14 protein-coding genes and 2 pseudogenes are annotated in these 16,875 nt (G+C 68.9%); 4 read left to right on the plus strand and 12 right to left on the minus strand.

The features are described 5' to 3' along the window. Positions 1 to 239: 239 nt before the first annotated feature. Genes AC1DR1_RS00005 through AC1DR1_RS00015 form a run of 3 tightly spaced genes read right to left on the minus strand, consistent with a single transcriptional unit; the run spans position 240 to position 2,499 of the window. The gene (locus AC1DR1_RS00005) at positions 240 to 1,550 is read right to left on the minus strand and encodes an MFS transporter (RefSeq protein ID WP_476991956.1); all 1,311 of its coding nucleotides are present in this window, start codon (positions 1,548 to 1,550) and stop codon (positions 240 to 242) included. A gap of 29 nt (positions 1,551 to 1,579) precedes the next feature. Further along, the gene (locus AC1DR1_RS00010) at positions 1,580 to 2,017 is read right to left on the minus strand and encodes a MaoC family dehydratase (protein ID WP_229992501.1); all 438 of its coding nucleotides are present in this window, start codon (positions 2,015 to 2,017) and stop codon (positions 1,580 to 1,582) included. Positions 2,018 to 2,019: 2 nt separating this feature from the next. After that, complete coding sequence (locus tag AC1DR1_RS00015; RefSeq protein ID WP_229992500.1) at positions 2,020 to 2,499, minus strand: FAS1-like dehydratase domain-containing protein; 480 nt, start codon at positions 2,497 to 2,499, stop codon at positions 2,020 to 2,022. A 188-nt stretch (positions 2,500 to 2,687) separates the two neighbouring features. On the opposite strand from AC1DR1_RS00015, the gene AC1DR1_RS00020 reads away from it, so the two are divergent. Then, positions 2,688 to 3,101 (plus strand): ArsR/SmtB family transcription factor, encoded by a 414-nt coding sequence (locus AC1DR1_RS00020; RefSeq protein WP_229992498.1) that lies wholly within the window; start codon positions 2,688 to 2,690, stop codon positions 3,099 to 3,101. A gap of 65 nt (positions 3,102 to 3,166) precedes the next feature. After that, entirely contained in the window at positions 3,167 to 4,795 is a 1,629-nt protein-coding gene (locus AC1DR1_RS00025; RefSeq protein WP_476992160.1) for a SulP family inorganic anion transporter, read from the plus strand. On the opposite strand, the gene AC1DR1_RS00030 is transcribed toward AC1DR1_RS00025, so the two are convergent. The 5 genes from AC1DR1_RS00030 to AC1DR1_RS00050 form a co-directional block, all read right to left on the minus strand. Further along, positions 4,785 to 5,009, minus strand: coding sequence for a DUF3188 domain-containing protein (locus AC1DR1_RS00030; RefSeq protein WP_229992494.1), 225 nt, complete (start codon positions 5,007 to 5,009; stop codon positions 4,785 to 4,787). The genes AC1DR1_RS00025 and AC1DR1_RS00030 overlap by 11 nt on opposite strands. 128 nt (positions 5,010 to 5,137) lie before the next feature. Continuing rightward, on the minus strand, positions 5,138 to 6,091 hold the full coding sequence (locus AC1DR1_RS00035) for a DUF2797 domain-containing protein (protein ID WP_476991957.1): 954 nt from the start codon (positions 6,089 to 6,091) through the stop codon (positions 5,138 to 5,140). Positions 6,092 to 6,115: 24 nt separating this feature from the next. After that, positions 6,116 to 6,979, minus strand: coding sequence for an HpcH/HpaI aldolase/citrate lyase family protein (locus tag AC1DR1_RS00040; RefSeq protein WP_229992492.1), 864 nt, complete (start codon positions 6,977 to 6,979; stop codon positions 6,116 to 6,118). 170 nt (positions 6,980 to 7,149) lie between these two features. Then, positions 7,150 to 8,145 carry an aldo/keto reductase gene (locus tag AC1DR1_RS00045; protein WP_476991958.1) on the minus strand — a complete coding sequence of 332 codons (996 nt, stop codon included), beginning with the start codon at positions 8,143 to 8,145 and terminating at the stop codon, positions 7,150 to 7,152. Beyond that, positions 8,142 to 9,848, minus strand: a complete 1,707-nt coding sequence (locus AC1DR1_RS00050) for a glycoside hydrolase family 13 protein (protein WP_364745442.1) — start codon at positions 9,846 to 9,848, stop codon at positions 8,142 to 8,144. Before AC1DR1_RS00050 ends, AC1DR1_RS00045 begins: the two co-directional genes overlap by 4 nt. A gap of 103 nt (positions 9,849 to 9,951) precedes the next feature. Here AC1DR1_RS00050 and AC1DR1_RS00055 point away from each other — a divergent pair, with 103 nt between their 5' ends. After that, complete coding sequence (locus AC1DR1_RS00055) at positions 9,952 to 11,154, plus strand: ROK family protein (RefSeq protein WP_229992490.1); 1,203 nt, start codon at positions 9,952 to 9,954, stop codon at positions 11,152 to 11,154. Between the two features lie 32 nt (positions 11,155 to 11,186). Here AC1DR1_RS00055 and AC1DR1_RS00060 read toward each other — a convergent pair. The 3 genes and pseudogenes from AC1DR1_RS00060 to yidC form a co-directional block, all read right to left on the minus strand. Next, positions 11,187 to 12,629: pseudogene (locus AC1DR1_RS00060) on the minus strand (cation:proton antiporter); the annotation flags it as partial. A 38-nt stretch (positions 12,630 to 12,667) separates the two neighbouring features. Beyond that, positions 12,668 to 13,321 carry an NAD(P)H-binding protein gene (locus AC1DR1_RS00065; RefSeq protein ID WP_476991959.1) on the minus strand — a complete coding sequence of 218 codons (654 nt, stop codon included), beginning with the start codon at positions 13,319 to 13,321 and terminating at the stop codon, positions 12,668 to 12,670. A 20-nt stretch (positions 13,322 to 13,341) separates the two neighbouring features. Continuing rightward, positions 13,342 to 14,101: pseudogene (yidC, locus tag AC1DR1_RS00070) on the minus strand (membrane protein insertase YidC); the annotation flags it as partial. A gap of 133 nt (positions 14,102 to 14,234) precedes the next feature. On the opposite strand from yidC, the gene AC1DR1_RS00075 reads away from it, so the two are divergent. Next, positions 14,235 to 14,825: a dihydrofolate reductase family protein gene (locus AC1DR1_RS00075; RefSeq protein WP_364745436.1), complete on the plus strand. Its 591-nt coding sequence runs from the start codon at positions 14,235 to 14,237 to the stop codon at positions 14,823 to 14,825. A gap of 136 nt (positions 14,826 to 14,961) precedes the next feature. Here AC1DR1_RS00075 and AC1DR1_RS00080 read toward each other — a convergent pair whose 3' ends face one another. Continuing rightward, a complete protein-coding gene (locus AC1DR1_RS00080) occupies positions 14,962 to 16,809 on the minus strand; it encodes a hypothetical protein (RefSeq protein ID WP_364745433.1) in 1,848 nt (615 codons plus the stop codon). Positions 16,810 to 16,875: the final 66 nt, after the last annotated feature.

The following is a 16,875-nucleotide window of genomic DNA, read 5'->3' on the forward strand; positions in this document are numbered from 1 at the left end:
GCGGACCCAACAAGCGGTGCCGGGCCGCATCAGTGACCGACAACGCGACCACCCTCTTGCCAACATCGACAGCAACAACAACGGGTGAATCACCGGCCGCCGCGGCCTGAACAGACATGACAAACACCTCCGAAGGCGTCGGGAGGACCCCGCGGATCAGCCCCGGGTCCTCAAGGGAATCTGATACATCCCGTCCTGACATCTCCGGAGGTGTTTGTGAAGGACAGACTCAACTCATATCAGCTGTACTGTCCCGGCACGGGCGCGGGCACGGGGAGTTTGCGCGCCACCGGGGAGAGCAGGAAGCTCACGATCAGCATCACCATGACGGCAAGCAGGGAGTGGAGAATCCCGACGTGCTCGGCCAGCAGGCCCAGCAGCGGCGGCCCGCACAGGAAGGCTCCGTAGCCGATCGTGGACACCACGGACACCCGGGCAGCGGCCTTGACGGGATCGTCGGCCGCGGCGGACATGCCCACCGGGAAACCGAGCGAGGCTCCAAGTCCCCAGATGGCCAAGGCCACGTAGGCCAGCCACGGCGCCGGGGCGAAGACGAACAAGCCGAGGCCCAGCACCGCCAGCGCGGCGCACCAGCGCATCACCGGGACCCGGCCGAAGCGGTCAAGGACCAGGGTGCCGGCGAAGCGGCCGATGGTCATGAAGGTGACGAACAGCCCGTAGCCTGCGGCCCCGGCGGCGTCGGTCTGGCCGTGGCCGTCTGCCAATGCCAGGGCCACCCAGTCCCCCGCCGCCCCTTCGGCGAGGGCCAGCCCAAGGACCAGCACGCCCAGGAGCAGGGTGCGCCGGTCACGCCAGGCCTGCGCGATCTGGCGTTTGTTGTCCAGCGGCTGCTCCGGGACGGCGTCCGTCTGCCGGACGATCGGGATGGGCCCGGTGGAGGGATCCTCGAACGTATCTGTCCCGGATACCTTGAAGGGGCGCTCCCCCTCGACCGGCGTGATGTCCGCCCGGAACCACGCCGCAGCGGTGGTCACCGAGCCGGCCACCAGCAGGCCCACCGCGGCCAGGTGCCAGAAGACGGGGATCCCGGCGGCGGCTGCCCAGGCACCCAGCCCGGCTCCAGCCACCGTGCCCAGGCTGAAGGAGCCGTGCAGCCGGGGCATGATGTGCCGCCGGACCGCGCGTTCCACCGCGGCGCCTTCGACGTTCGACGCGGTGTTCCAGCTGGCGGTGCCCAGCCCGATGATCGCCAGTCCGGCGGCGACCGCCACCGGACTGGCGAGCACGGAGGTGCCGAAGCCTGCCAGCATCAGCCCGAAGCCCACCATGATGCTGCCGATCCGGATGGTGAGCTTGGAGCCGAGGCGAAGGACAATCAGGCCCGATGCGGACACGGACAGGAAGGACCCCGCCGTCATGCAGAGCAGGAGCAGCCCGACGGTGCCCGGGGTCAGGTCCAGGCCGTCGCGGATGGCCGGCAGCCGGGACACCCACGTGGAAAACGCGATTCCGCTCGCCCCGTAGGCCACCACCACAGCGTTGCGCCAGTGCGTGATCTCGGCGGCCGGGACGAAGACATCCTTGGTCACAGCAGCCCGATTCACTGCAATGCCATGGGCTAGGCCAGCCTGACGACGGCCTGGGCCTTGACGAGGACCTTCTGGGCGGACGAGAGGACCGTGAGGTCGACGCGGGCGGTGCCGGCGTCGGCGTCGAGCGCTCCGATGGCCCCGCTGACCTCGATCACGGCACCGGCCTCCGGCGTCCCCGTGGTGTCGGCGACCGGCACCGGCTTGGTGAAGCGGGTCTGGAAGTCGACGACGGCGGCGGGGTCGCCGGCCCAGTCGGTGACGAGCTGGACAGCGGCGCCCATGGTAAACATGCCGTGGGCGATCACGCCGGGCAGGCCGACGCCCGTGGCGAAAGCCTCGTTCCAGTGGATCGGATTGAAGTCACCGGAGGCGCCTGCGTACTTGACGAGATCGGTACGGGTGACGGTAATGCTGCGGCTGCCGATGTCCTGGCCGACGGTGAGTTCTGCGATGTTGACGCTCATGGCTACTGTCCCTCTCCGCGGACCAGGATGGACGAGGTGGTGGTGGCGACCGGCTCGCGGACGCCGGCGGCATCGGCGGCATCGCCGGGGGCCAGGGCGAAGATTTCCGAGCGGGTGGTGATCATGGCTCCGCCGCCCATGGCGCGGACGCCGTCGACGTGCAGTTCGGCGACCAGCCGGTCGCCTGCGATGATCGGGCGGTGGTGGGTGAACCGCTGGTCGGCGTGGACCACGCGGGAGAAGTCGATCCCGGAATCCGGGTCCTCGATCAGCTGCGCGTCAGCGCGCTGCGCGACGATGATGGCGAAGGTCGGCGGCGCCACGAGGTCGCTGTGCCCCAGGGCCTTGGCGGCATCGACGTCGAAGTGGGCCGCGTGCGTGGCCTTGACCGCGCGCGCGAACTCGCGGATCTTCTCGCGGCCGACGTCATACACCTCTGCGGCAGGGTAGCTGCGGCCCTGCAGGTCCGGATTGATAGTCATGGTTCCAGCCTATCGCCACGCCCGGGACCGTCCGGCTTCGTGACAGGGTGCGCGCCGGGATCGGACGGGCATTGACGGGAGGGTATTGACTCGCGCGATATGATGAAAACATCAATCCATCAATCCAGACAGCGGCGCTGTCCCGCCGGGCCGCGCCGCGAACGGATGCGAGAAGGTGTCCTCCTGCCATGATCTCCGCCGCGCAGACCCCGTTGTACGAAATCAAGGCCAACCTGTTCAAGGCCCTGGCCCACCCGGCCCGCATCCGGATCCTCGAGCTTCTGGCCGCGGCACCGGACACTGCGGCGCCGGTCAGTTACCTGCTCGCCGAGACGGGACTGGAGCCCTCGCATCTGTCCCAGCATCTGGGGACGCTGCGCCGGCACGGCGTGGTGACGTCTGTCCGGACGGCGAATGTGGTGACCTACCGGCTGGCTCATCCTAAGATCAAGGAGCTTCTCGCGATCGCCCGGGTCTTCCTGCTGGACACCCTGGCCGGTTCCACCGAACAGCTCCGGATAGCTCAGGAGCTGCCGGCAGGCCACCTCGACAGCACTGGCCACCTCGACGACACTGGCCATCTCGACAACACGGCGCCGTGAGCGCGGACGCGGCATCAAGTCCGGTCGGGACACCCGACACGCTCCGGAGACGCCTTACCCGGTTTGTGCCCTCCCGGCGCGACTACGGGCTCTTGCGGTCCGCCTGGAAGACGGACCTGTTCGCCGGAATCACAGTAGGCATTGTGGCCCTCCCCCTGGCCCTGGCCTTCGGGGTGAGCTCCGGCGTCGGGGCGGAGGCCGGACTCATCACCGCGGTGGTGGCCGGACTGGTCGCCGCCGTCATGGGCGGATCCAACGTCCAGGTCTCCGGCCCCACCGGCGCCATGGTGGTGGTCCTGGCCCCGGTGGTCGCCGCCCACGGCGTCGGCAGCGTCGCGCTGGTCTCGGTGCTGGCCGGACTGCTCGTCATGGTCCTGGGAGTGAGCGGACTGGGCCGCGCCGTCGCGTTCATCCCCTGGCCGGTCGTGGAGGGTTTCACGCTCGGCATCGCCGCCATCATCTTCCTCCAGCAGGTGCCCCTGGCCACGGGCACCGCGGGAACGCCCGGCCACAACACCCTCCTGGCGGCCATCGAGAGTGCGTCACAGGCAACCATGCCAACCGTGCTGCAGACGCTCGCTGTGGTGGCGGGCGTCGCGGCCCTGATGTACCTGCTGCCCAGGCTCAACAAGTCCCTGCCTGCGAGCCTGATCGCGGTATTGCTCACCACCGTGGCGGCAGAGCTGCTGGCGCTGGACATACCCCGGATCGGCGCACTTCCGCACTCCCTGCCGGCGCCCTCCATGCCCTCTGTGGATCCGGCCGCACTGGGCGGCCTGCTGATGCCTGCCGTCTCCATCGCGACGCTCGCCGCCATTGAATCTTTGCTCTCGGCCCGGGTGGCCGCCGGCATGGTGGGGCCGGACGGCCGTCCGTCCGGCCCGTACAGCCCGGACCGGGAACTCACCGGGCAGGGGCTGGCCTCGATCGCCGCCGGATTCTTCGGCGGCATGCCCGCCACGGGCGCGATCGCCCGGACGGCCGTGAACGTCCGTTCCGGCGCCAAGACCAGGCTCTCCGCGGTAGTGCACGCCCTGGTGCTGCTGGCCATCATCTATTTGGCGGCCGGACTCGTCGGACGGATCCCGCTGGCGGCGCTGGCCGGCATCCTCGTGGTCACGGCCACACGCATGGTCTCGCGGCACACGGTAACGGCGATCCTCCGGTCCACCCGCGCCGACGCGGCGGTGTTCGTGATCACGGCCCTCATCACCGTCGCCTTCGACCTCATTGTGGCAATCCAGATCGGACTCGCCGCGGCAGCCGTGTTCACGCTGCGGGCATTCGCGTCCCTGAGCGGAGTCCGGCGCGAGGACATCCCCGGGCCGACGGTTCCGGGAGACGAGCACATCGCCATTTTCCGGCTGGACGGGGCCATGTTCTTCGGCGCCGCGGAACGGGTCCTGCAGGAGATCAGCCAGGTCAAGGACGTCCAGGTGGCCATCATCCGGCTGTCGCAGCTGCGGATGCTGGACGCCACGGGTGCCCATGCGCTCGTCGAGGTGATTTCGGCGCTGGAGCTGCGCGGCGTCACGGTCCTGCTGAAGGGTGTCCAGCCGCAGCATCTGGAGCTCGTGACCAATGTGGGGGTCATCCGCTCACTGCGGCATCACAAGCACCTGTTCACGTCCCTTCCGGACGCTGTGGAGCATGCCCGGAGCCATGTGGTGCGGAACGCGGCTGCTAGCGTTTGAGGTTCTTCCGGATTGCCTGGCCGCGGACCACGAGCCCGGCAATGTGCAGGATCAGGCCCAGCCCAATCACCGCCAGCGAGGCGAGGGCAAGGGCCTGGTTGCCGGTGCTGTTGCCGACCACACTGAGGGTGATGCCGAGGGCGATCAGGCCCATGGCACTGAAGACGAGCACCTTGTAGGCGGTTGACGCGGTGGCCCAGAATTCGTTCAGCACCGTGCCAGTCTACCGGGGCGCGCCGGCGCCGCCGCGATCCGCAAAATTCCTGGCGACACTCAGAATGCCTGGYGACGCGGGAAGACGGGCGCGTCCGGTAATTTGCGCGTCGCGGGGCAATTCCAGCGTCAGAACAATGCTTCCTGCACGGCCGGGACGTCCGAGCCGTGGTCACCGAGTTCGATTATCCGGGCCTTGAGCTGCCCCAGGTTCACCACGAATTCCAGTTCGCTGCCATCCAGCGCCGCCAGCGCAATGCTGCCGCTCAGCGAATCGACCCGGAACCCGTGCGTTCCGGTCCCCAGGTCGTGGGGGTAGGCATGCCGGGCGGCCGGGGCGCAGGCGTTGGCAGAGAGCTCCGGCCGGACCCACCGCTCATCCACCACTTCAAAGCCCTCCCGGCCGGCACCGGCGAGCAATGTCCGGACCACCCCTGCCAGCCGCCCGTTCACGGCATCGAGTTCGACGGCGGCTGCCGGTGCCACGAGCGCAGCCGCTTTGGCGGCGGCGCGGACCTGCTGCGGCAGCCCGGCGTCGCGCGTGATCATGTCCTCAAGGATGCGTACCACGCGGCCGTCCCCGGCTCGGGCGACGTACCGGGCGACCACAGCGCCCTGCTCGGCGAGCCGGTTCCATTTGCGCGGGTGGGACGCGGTGCCGACCTTGCTGGCCCCGTTGGCGAAGGTGGCGACGTAGAGCCAGTGCGGCTGCATCAGGTACGCGCGCAGGCCCGGCGGGACCCTGCCGCCGCGGTGGAAGTCGTGGATAAGCCGGGAGTCGTCCAGCACGAAGCACCGTTCGCACTGGCTGCCCTTGGTGGCGGCAGCCCGGGCGGGGCAGAGGACGTGGTCCCGGTCCGCCGGGCCGTGGACCACGTGACGCCCGAGGCAGTGCTTCCCGTTGGCGGCGAGCCGGAAACCGAGCCGGGTGCCGGCGTCGAGCGCCAGTTCGGTGAGGGTGCCGTCAGGGTCCTGCAGGCGCATCACCGGGAGCCCTCCGCCGGGCTGTCCAGGTCCGGGCGCGGGAACCGGCGCCGGACCATCCCAAAAGACCCCGTGAACCAGATAGCGGGTATCGGTCACGGGGGCTCCTTGAGTGGTGTGTGGCTACAGAGCCGGCTGCACGCCAAAGGCTACCGCGAGCTTCATGATCTTCTCGGCGCGGCCCAGGCGCGGCAGGTCGGAGCCGTCGCGGATGACGCGGCCGCTGGCCTCGAAGTCGGCCATGAAGTCCGTGGCCCACGCGACGTCGGACGGTGTGGGGCTGATGACCTCGTTGATGACCGGCGTCTGGTCGATCGCGAGGCAGAGCTTCCCGGTCATCCCCATCATCACGGTGATGCCGGTCTGTTCGCGCAGGATCGGGTGGTTCGTGCCGACGGTGGGGCCGTCGATGGGGCCGGGCAGGTTGCCGACGCGGCTGGCCACCACCAGCTTGGCGCGGGGGTAGGCCATGGCTTCGGCGGTGGCCGCCATGCCGGTGTCGCGGCGGAAGTCGCCCGAACCGAAGGCCAGGCGGAAGGCGCCCTGGGCCTTCGCGATGTTGTTGGCTTCCTCGATGCCGACGGCGGACTCGACCAGGGGGATGACCGGGGTCTTGCCGTCCATCCGGTGGAAGCTCTCCGTGACCTGGTCGGCCGATTCGGTTTTGGCCAGCATGATGCCCAGCAGGCCGGGAGTGCCGCGCAGCCCGGCGAGGTCGTCGGCCCAGAACGGGCTGGTGGCGTCGTTAATCCGGACCCACGCGCTGCCGCCGGCGGTCAGCCAGTTCACGACGTTGGCGCGGGCGATGTCCTTCTGGGAGGGGTCCACCGCGTCTTCGATGTCGAGGATGATGGCATCGGCCCGGGAGACGGCGGACTGGTCGAAGAGGTCGGTCTTCATCGCGTTCACCAGCAGCCAGGAGCGGGCGATGTCGGCCGGGATGTTGCGCTGGGGCCGAAGTGATTCGGCGGTGGTGGTAGAAGTCATGCATCTACGCTAGCCGCCCGGGGGCACTTGCCGCTAAGCGATCCGGCCCTCAGGGGCGACCATTACGACCAAAATCACGTCCCTGCCCAACCAGCTGGCAGCAGAAGCCGTTGTCAGGACTCCAAACGGCCTCGCCTGCCAGCTAGTCGGGCGGGTTACGGCGGGACTGGCTAGGGGATGCTGCTTCCCCTGGCCGCGACCCAGAGGCCGTACCACTCGGCGCGGGTCATCGCCGCGGCGGCCTCGGCGGCACCGGCGCAGGCGAGGATCCTGTCCGGGTTGGCGGTGCCGATCACGGGCGCAATCCCGGCTGGGTGCTTCATGAGCCAGCCCAGCACGATCGCCTCCCCCGTGGTCCCCTTCGCGGCGGCCAGGGCGGCCACACGGGCGCTGGTGGCCTCCTCTGCCGGCGTCGGCACGGCCGCCGGCGCCCCGGTGTACAGGCCGCGGGCCAGCGACCCGTATGCCTGCAGCCGGATACCGTTCCGGGCGCAATGCTCCACGGTGCCGTGCGGGAAGCTGTAGTCCGTGCCCTCAGCGTGGTTGACCAGCACCGTGCTTTCGAGCCAGGCCCGCTTCAGCAGGCTCATTTCGAGCTGGTTGCCCACCACGGGCACCTCGAGCCGGTCCTGCAGCATCTCGATCTGCGGGCCCGACATGTTGGACACGCCCACTGCCCGCACTTTGCCCTCGGCCATGAGCTGCCCGACGGCGGATGCCACCTCCGCCGGATCCATCAGGGGATCGGGGCGGTGCAGCATGAGCACGTCGACGTAGTCCGTGCGGAGCCGGGCCAGGCTTTCGTTGACCCGCGCCAGGATGCCGTCCCGGCTGAGGTCGTAGTAGGCCTCCAGGCCCTGCTCGCCCAGCCGGATGCCGCATTTGGTCTGCAGCCGGATCTTCTCCCGCAGCCCGGGGGTCCGGGCCAGGACCTCGCCGAAGACGGCTTCGGCTTTGCCCTTGGTGTAGATGTCAGCGTGGTCAAAGAGCGTGATGCCCGCGCTCATGGCGGCGTCGACGGCGGCGGCCGCCTCGTCCACGTGCGCGGACGAGTACGGCTCCGCCGACCAGTTCCCGCCCAGGCCCATGCAGCCGTAGACGAGTTCCTGGGGAAGGTTCCCGTCGAGGGCGGCCGCGCCGGACGAATCCTTCGGTGCGGGCCTCACCGCAGCCAGACGGTGGTGTTGGCCGGCAGCTGTCCGTCTTCCAGCGGGCCGCTGCTGACCAGCACCTCGCCGGCAGGCAGGTCAACCGGTGCGTCGCCGAAGTTGGTCACCGTCTGCCAGCCGCCGGGACGGCTGAAGCGCAGGACGTCGGCGCTGCCGGCTTCCTGCCATTGCAGTTCCTCCGAGGTCTGCAGTTCGCGGCGCAGCTTCAGGGCCTTGCGGTAGAGCTCGAGGGTGGAGCCTTCCACGCCGTCCTGGGCTGCCACGGCGTAGCGGCCGAACCAGGCCGGCTGGGGCAGGTGCGCCCCGCCGGCGCCGAAGCCGAACGAAGTGCCCTCCGGAGCCCACGGCAGCGGCACGCGGCAGCCGTCGCGGCCGATCTCTACGCCCTTGTTCCGGAAAAAGGTGGGGTCCTGGCGCTCGGCGTCGGGGATCTCGGTGACTTCCTGCAGGCCCAATTCCTCGCCCTGGTACAGGTAGGCCGAACCCGGCAGGGCCAGCATCAGCAAGGTGGCGGCGCGGGCCCGGCGCAGGCCGAGTTCGACGTCGAGCTCTTCGACAGGGGCGCCGGCCAGCAGCCAGCCCTTGCCGTCCTGGCCCTGGGCGTGCTTGCCGCCGCCCTGGGGCAGGCCGTAGCGGGTGGCGTGGCGGACGACGTCGTGGTTGGAGAAGACCCAGGTGGAGGAGGCCCCGGATTCCGTGGCCTCGGCGAGGTTCCGGGCGATGATTTCGCGGAACTCGCCGGCGTCGAAGTCGGCCTGCAGGAGGTCGAAGTTGAACGCCTGGCCCAGGCCCTCCGGGCTGGCGTAGCGGGCGCGGCGGGTGGCGTGCACCCAGGCCTCGGCGACGGCCGTGCGCGGCGGGTTGTACTCGTTGAACACCTCGCGCCATTCGGCGTAGATCTCGTGGACTTCGTCGCGGTCCCAGAACGGGTGCGAGCCGTCCGGGAATCCGTCCGTGCCCGTGTTGGCGGCGCTGAGCTCCACCTTGGAGATCAGGGGCTCGGTGAGGTCCTTGGTCAGCGCGTGGGCGACGTCGACGCGGAAGCCGTCCACGCCGCGGTCGGACCAGAAACGGAGTGTCTTGAGGAAGTCGTCACGGATTTCGCGGTTGGCCCAGTTCAGGTCCGGCTGTTCCTTGGCGAAGATGTGCATGTACCACTGGCCGGGTGTGCCGTCGGGCTCGGTGATGCGCTCCCAGGCGGGGCCGCCGAAGACGGACTCCCAGTCCGAGGGCGGGAGCTCGCCGTTTTCGCCGAGGCCGTCGCGGAAGATGTAGCGTTCGCGGGCGGCGGATCCGCGCGGGGAGGCCAAGGCCTCCTGGAACCATTCGTGCCGGTTCGAGGAGTGGTTGGGGACGATGTCGGCGATCAGCTTGATGCCGGCGGCGTGCAGCGCGGCGGACATCTCGTCGAAGTCCGCCAGGGTGCCGAGCTTGGGGTCCACGTCGCGGTAGTGGTCGACGTCGTAGCCGCCGTCGGCCAGCGCCGAGGGGTAGAACGGGGAGAGCCAGACGGCGTCGATCCCGAGTTCCTTCAGGTACGGCACCTTGGCGGTGATGCCCTTGATGTCGCCCAGGCCGTCACCGTTGGAATCGGAAAAGCTCCGCGGGTAGATCTGGTACACCGATGCCTGGCGCCACCAGTTGGGGTCGGCGGCGAGGTCGGAACCGGACAGGGTTGCCAGCGTGGCGGTGTTGGTCAAAGGAGATTCCTTCGGGTCTGGGAGGGCTTCTGGTAATTTAGATACAAGCTAAATATATTGCCTGAACAATTATGGGTCCGGGGACAGAAGAGGTCAAGAAGTGATGCCGCACGCAGCCGCCGCCACGCCGCAACTGCTGCGCCGCGTCAACGCCCAGGCCGTGCTGCGCCACATCCGCGGCGCCGACGTTGCCACCGGAACCGAGCTCATGGCCCTAACCGGGCTCACCCGGGCCTCGGTGATTGCCGTCTGCGAGGACCTGATCGGCCGGGGCTGGATCGTGGAGCTGGACCAGCCCCGCAATGAACCCCATGCTGGCCGGGGCATGCCCCCAGTTCCGCGAAAGGGCCGCCCTGCCCGGCGCTTTGCCTTCAACCGGGAGGCGGGCTTCGTGCTGGGCCTCGACATTGGCGCCGCGACCACCACCGCCGCCGTGGCCGACCTCCGCGGCAGGGTGATCGGCCGCTCCAGCGGGAGCTTCCGCGCGGCGGACATCCCCGCCCTTGAGCGGATCGGCGTCGTCGATCTGGCCTGCCGCAAGGCGCTGGAAGCGGCGGGAGCAGACCCGGGCAGGGTTCTGGCCGTCGGCGCCGGGATCGCCGCACCGGTGGACCGGGACGGCAACGTCCTCGTGACGCAGCGGTTTTGGAGCCTGTTCGACGTCGGGCTCCGCTCAGCGCTGAAGGAGCTGCACGGCTGGACCGTGCTCCTGGAAAACGACGCCAATCTGGCCGCGCTCGGTGAGCGCTGGCGCGGGTCCGGCGTGGGCGTGGACGATCTGGTGGTGCTTTTGGCGGGCGAACGGCTGGGCGCCGGAGTGATGGAGTCCGGGCGCCTGCTCCACGGCCGCGGCGGGGCCGCCGGCGAGATGGGCTATCTGGACATGGTGGAGGGCGTCGGCTCCAGCGACGGCATCGCGGCCCTGGTGAGGCAGTGGTCCGCGGCAGACGGCGGGCCATCCGCGGGCGGTCCGGCCAGCGCGCCGCGCGTCTTCGCGGACGCGGCCGCCGGGGACGCGACGGCGCTGGCAATCCTGGACCGGATTTCGGAGCGCATGGCGCGCGTCATCGCCTCGATCGCGAGCCTGATCAACCCCGAGCAGGTGGTGATCGGCGGTGCCGTCGCCGAGTCCGCCGGCGTGCTCCTGCCGGGCATCACGGCGCTGCTCCCCCGCTTCACCGCGACTCCCCCGCGAGTGACGGTCTCGCCCCTGGGCGACGCGATCGTCACGGCAGGCGCGGTCCGGCATGCCCTGGACTACGTCGAGGCGAATGCCCTGGAGCTGGCCCTGCCCGCGCCGGCCTGATCCGGCGTGATCCCCCAGGTCCGGCCTGATCCTTAGTCCGGCATGATCATGGTGCGCAGGTCCAGCTGCCGCAACACCCGGTCCGCGACTTCCGGGTCCATGCCCGGTTCGTTCCGGGCCGCCACGACTTCCTGGCGGGCCGCGTCGAGGGCGATTGTCTGCACGGCAATCGCCAGTTCGCGGCCGCGTTGGCGCTGCTCCCCCGCGCTTTCATTCTTTAGGCTCCCGTCCAGCAGCTCGGCATGCAGCCGGGTCATTTTCTCCTTCACCAGCGCCACCTTCTCCGCCGGCAGTTCCTTCATCAGCTCGTTGTCCTTGAGCGCGGCGATCGCTGCCTGTTGCGCTCGGCGGGCCAGCACGCGGGCGGCGTCGCGTTCTTCCGAGCCGTCCTCGGACGCTTTCAGGACCCGCATGAGCCACGGCAGCGTCAGGCCGGGCAGCACCAGGGTGGCCAGCAGGACCGCGCAGGCGATCACCAGCAGCTCGCTCCGGGCCGGGAACGGCGTGCCGTCCGCAATCGTCAGCGGAAGGGCCAGCGCCAGCGCCAGGGTGGCCAGGCCGCGCATGCCGCACCAGGTCAGGATCAGCACGTCCTTGGCCGAGGTAGGGCGCAGGACGTCCTTCCTGGCCCGGGACAGTCCGGACATCATGGCCAACCAGGCGAAACGGGCGGCGAACACGAGGACGCACACAACCGCGGCCGTCCCGATCATGCCGAAAACGGCGCTGCCTTCCTCATGGATGACCTGCCGTACTTCCAGCCCCACCAGCCCGAATGCCAGGCCGGTGATCAGCAGTTCCACGACGTCCCAGAACGCGGTGCGGGTGACTCTCTCCGCGGCGTCCCCGGGCCGGGAGTGGCGCTGGATTTCCAGGGCGGTGACGACGACGGCGATCACCCCGGAGGCGTGCAGCTCCTCGGCCAGGATGTAGGCGGCAAACGGCACCACGAGGGTGACGGCGCTGCGGGCCACCATGGAGGTCACGAGGCGGGTGATCAGGCCCGTGAACCAGCCCATGCCGATCCCCACGACCACCGCGATCGCGGCTCCGAGGACAAACTGGGGGACGACGTCGGAGGCGATCTTGGTGCCGGCTACGGCGGCGGCCACGGCTGCCTGGAAGATGACGATGGCGGCGGCGTCGTTGAAGAGGCCCTCGCTCTGGAGCACGTTGATGAGCCGCCGCGGCATATGGACCCGGCTGGCGATGGAGTCCACGGCCACGGGATCGGGCGGAGCCACCATGGCGCCCAGGGCGATCGCGGCCGGAATGCCGATGCCCGGGATCATGAGCCAGGCCGCGCCGGCCACCACCGCCGTCGAGACCACCACGAGTGCGACGGCGAGCATGAGCAAGGTGCGCCAGCGGACCCGGAAAACGGCCCAGGAACTGCGCTGGGCCGTCGCGAAGAGCAGCGGCGGCAGGAAGATGGGCAGGATCAGCTCGGGCGAGATTTGGATCTCCGGGAAGCCCTATCGAGGTCAGCGGTGCCGGGATTCCGGTGCTGGGCCTAGGGTTGCAGGGCTGCCGCGAGCGGGAGGGTGCCGTCCCGGAACTCGATGGTGCGCCCGATCGTGCCGGGCAGCCCGAGGACCGCCGCCGCCACCAGGGCGACGTTGGCGCGGGCGGTTGCGGTGCCGTCCGACGTGTCGGCGGGGTCGACGTCGATCATCCCGTTGCCGGGTCCGGTGGTCAGCGTGCCGGGCCCAAGAATGGTCCAGTCAAGGCCTGAGCCGCGCAGGTAGGCATCCGCCGCGGCCTTGGCCTCGGCGTAGGCGAAGAAGCCGTTGTCGGCTGGGACCCCGTGGTCCGGCCCGGCGCCGAAGTAGGAGACCATGACGTACCTGCTGACGCCGGCTTCGGCAGCGGCGTCCATCGAACGGATCGCGGCGTCCCGGTCCACGGCGTAGGTCCGTTCGGGGCTGCCGCCGCCGGCTCCGGCAGAGAACACCAGGGCGTCGTGGTTCCGCAGGGCATCGGCGATCTGCGCCGTCGTCGCGTTCTCCACGTCCAGAAGCGACGGCGTGGCCCCGGTGGCCGCGACGTCGGCCGCATGGTCCGGGTTGCGGATGAAGGAGGTGACCTCCTGCCCGTCCGCCGTCAGGATCCTGGACAGTTCCAAAGCCACCTTGCCGTGGCCGCCGATGATTGCGATTCGCGTCATGGCCCCATTCTGTCCCACCTGATGGCGAACTGCTGCCCCACGGTCCAGAGGTTGGTGGTGGTCCAGTAGATCAGGACGCCGATGGGGAACACGATGCCGCCCAGGCCGAAGACGATCGGCAGGCCGTACAGAAGCACCTTTTGCTGGCGCAGGAAGGGGCTCTCCAGGGCCTCGTCGGACAAGGTCCTGGCCATGATCTTCTTCTGCGTGATGAACTGCGCGGCCGTCATGGCCAGGATCATCACGATGGAAAGGACCCACACCGAAAGTTGGCTGGTGCCGCTGCCGTGCAGCAGGGATGCGGACAGCGGGGCGGTCGAACTGATTGACCTGCTCGGCGCTCATGGCACCGATTCCTTCGCCCTGGCCGGCCGCGGTGCTGATGCCGGAGAGCACCTGGAACAGCGCGAAGAAAAAGGGCAGCTGAATCAGCATGGGCAGGCAGGCCGAGAACGGGTTGGTGCCGTGCTTCTTGTACAGGGCCATCTGTTCCTGCGCCATGGCCTGGCGGGACGGCGGATCGGTCTTGCCCTTGTACTTCTCCTGCAGCTTCCTCAGGTCCGGCTGCAGCAGTCCCATGCGCTGCTGGGCATTGACCTGCTTGAGGAACACCGGGATCAGGGCGGCACGGATCACCAGCACCAGCCCGATGATGGACAGGGTCCACGTCCAGCCACTGGCCGCCGGCAGGCCGATGGCGCTGAGTCCGTCATGGAAGCCCGCCAACATGGCCGAGACCAGCCATCTGAACGGGCCCATGATGGTACCGAAGAAGTCCACTGGTATCCCCAACCGTCAGGTGCTGCAAAACTACGGTGAAACGGGCCGCTTGTCACGGGCTCAAGCTGCGTGAGGGCATGAGACCGGGAAACTCAGCCGGACCCGAACCGCCGGGTGGTGGCATGATGGGCGCATGAGCCAAGTCACATGCGATCTGACTATCTCCCTCGACGGATTCGTCGCCGGCCCGAACCAAAGCCTGGCGGACCCCCTGGGCGAGGGCGGAGAGCTCCTGCACAGGTGGCAGTTCGAGGAACCCGAGTCCAACGCAGCCGAGCGCGAAGGCATCCTCGCGGCAGGCGCCTACATCATGGGACGGAACATGTTCGCAGGCCCTGGGGCATGGGACGAGGGATGGCGGGGATGGTGGGGTGAGGATCCGCCCTATCACGCACCCGTGTTCGTGCTCACCCATCATGCACGAGAGCCCCTGGAGATGCAGGGCGGCACCACGTTCAACTTCGTGACCGATGGGATCGAATCGGCGCTGGCCCAGGCGCGGAAGGCCGCCGGCAGCAAGGATGTGGCCATTGCCGGAGGAGCGCAGACCGTCCGCGAATACCTTTCGGCGGGGCTGATCGACGAGCTGCGGCTCCACATCTCGCCCATCCTCCTGGGAGCGGGCGAGCGGCTGCTGGACGGCGTCGCGAACCTCAAGCTTGAGCCGACGGAAGTGAGCGGTACCCGCCTCGTCACCCACGTGCGTTATCGGGTAATCCGCTGACAAGCTGACCGGGGAAACCAAGAGGCGGCGTTCGGAAAACCTCAATCCCATGGAGACAGAAAGACCCCCGGAATCTCAAGGATTCCGGGGGTCTCGGTTCATCCGCAGGAGGCATCCCAGGCGTCAGCGGCCTGTGTCATTGTGCGATGCGCGCCCCGCTGGTCCGGGAGACGGTGGTGTATCCGAACCGGGAGCCCGTGACGCGGACGGTGATCTTGTTACCCTTGTCTGCGGTCCGGACCTTGTAGGTCGAATACCAGGCTCCGGAGATCGGGACGCCGTTGCGCAGCCAGCGGTACGTGAAGGCAGTGCCCCAGCTCCAGGTTCCCCGCTTCACGGTCAGGACATTCCCGGCCGTGAGGGTGCCGGCAATCGTCGGCGTGGCCGAAATCAGGGGCAGACCAGCCACCCTCGCCGAAGCGTTGATCGTCTGGTACATGCCGCCCGTTGCAGTCGGGTTCACGTAGGCCGAGAGCTTCGTGCCGGCGTCGGCCTTCGTCAGGACGTAACTCCAGCCGTAGGCCCCGGCGATCTGGACGCCGTCGCGCAGCCACATTACGTCCGAAGTGATCCCCGCCCGGTCATACCAGGGGTCGGGAGTCACGGTCACCTTCGACCCGACGGTCAGGGTCCCGCTAATGGCCCGCGTCGACTCACGGGCGGTCACGGGCTTGGGGGCGGTGACTTTTACCCAGGCGGTGGTGTAGCCCGGGGCGGAGGCGGTCACAAGGACGGAGAGGGTACTGCCAATTTGGGGCTGGTCCGGGGTGAAAGTCGGGCCGCTGACCGGTTTCTCCCGGCCTGGGACCACCCAGTCGTAGGTGACGGTCAGTTTATCGGCCGGTGCGGACCAGGTGCCGGCCGATACCTTCATCACAGAGCCGGTCACGGCGTCCCCGCTCACGACCGGTTTGGTGACGTTCGTCAGCTGCTTCAGCTCCACCCCCGCGGCCGCCGGCACAGCCACCCGGTTGGAGTAGGGATGGGTGCCGTCGTATGCAAGTTCCTCGGTCCTCAGGACCAGGGTGTGGCCCTGGTCCTTGGCCGTGATCGTGTAGGTCAGCGCGGTGGCTCCGGCAATCGCGACGCCGTCGCGCAGCCACCTGTAGTGATGTTCGAACGGTCTGAAAGCCCAGGGAACATCATCAGCGCCGGTGAGGACGTCCCCCAGGCCGGTGCCGCCGGTGACCACGGTGGCGGGAGTTGGGTTGTAGTTGGAAACGTTTTCCGCTTTGGAGGTCCCGGTGCCCGGATTGAACCCGGGAGCGTGACCGGTGACCCGGACGCTGAGCAGCCCCGTCGGACCCCAGCCCGTCGCGTCGAACATGCGCGCGGTGGCATCCGGGATGGGCTTGCCGTCACGGAGCCACTGGTACTGGAAGTGGATGACCGGAGCGCCCCTAAAAGTCCCCGAACCGTACACGAGCACGCCGGGCATATCCGGGTTGGTGCTCGGTGTACCGAAACTAACGTTCTCCGCAACGAGAGACGGGACGGCGCCGCCGGCGTTCGTGACGGGGGCGGTTTTAGCGGACTGCAGGGTCGTCTTTGCATAGCCCGGGGCTGCCGCCGTGGTCTTGACCCGGATGCCCTTGCCGAGATCCGCCGTGGTGAGCAGATAGGTGGGGCCGGTGGCGCCCGGGACGGGCACATCGTTGCGCAGCCACTGGTGCGCGAGCGTCGCGTCGGCGGGATCCCAGTCACCGTCAACAACGGTCAAGGTGCTGCCGACCTGGAGGGCACCGCCGATGCCGGGGGTTCCGTTTTTGCTGGTCACTACGGCGCCACTGACCTCCACCGGGTACGGATGCCCGTCCGGTGCCGTGCAGAATCTGACGGAGTCGACGACCGGGCCGCAGGGATCGGCGGGGGCCGGCGGAATGGCATGCATCAACTCATCGGCCTGGGCCGGAACGGCGAGGCCGGCAAGCGAGAGCGCGGCGAGTGCCCCGGCGATGCCGAGGCGGATGGCCTTCTTGTTCAATTTTCCCCCAGTCTTTGAGCCGGTTCCCGGCTCCCCCGTCGCCGAGTGTACTGCCCAGTAACCGTT

The sequence above is a fragment of the Arthrobacter sp. P4_F10 genome (assembly GCF_056401435.1).

What these genes read in the sequence shown, in the direction of transcription:
- AC1DR1_RS00075 (WP_364745436.1), top strand. Translation starts at nt 14,235, where the DNA reads ATGAGCCAAGTCACATGCGATCTGACTATCTCCCTCGACGGATTCGTC.
- AC1DR1_RS00065 (WP_476991959.1), bottom strand. Translation starts at nt 13,321, where the DNA reads ATGACGCGAATCGCAATCATCGGCGGCCACGGCAAGGTGGCTTTGGAA.
- AC1DR1_RS00010 (WP_229992501.1), bottom strand. Translation starts at nt 2,017, where the DNA reads ATGAGCGTCAACATCGCAGAACTCACCGTCGGCCAGGACATCGGCAGC.
- AC1DR1_RS00055 (WP_229992490.1), top strand. Translation starts at nt 9,952, where the DNA reads ATGCCGCACGCAGCCGCCGCCACGCCGCAACTGCTGCGCCGCGTCAAC.
- AC1DR1_RS00015 (WP_229992500.1), bottom strand. Translation starts at nt 2,499, where the DNA reads ATGACTATCAATCCGGACCTGCAGGGCCGCAGCTACCCTGCCGCAGAG.
- AC1DR1_RS00020 (WP_229992498.1), top strand. Translation starts at nt 2,688, where the DNA reads ATGATCTCCGCCGCGCAGACCCCGTTGTACGAAATCAAGGCCAACCTG.
- AC1DR1_RS00040 (WP_229992492.1), bottom strand. Translation starts at nt 6,979, where the DNA reads ATGACTTCTACCACCACCGCCGAATCACTTCGGCCCCAGCGCAACATC.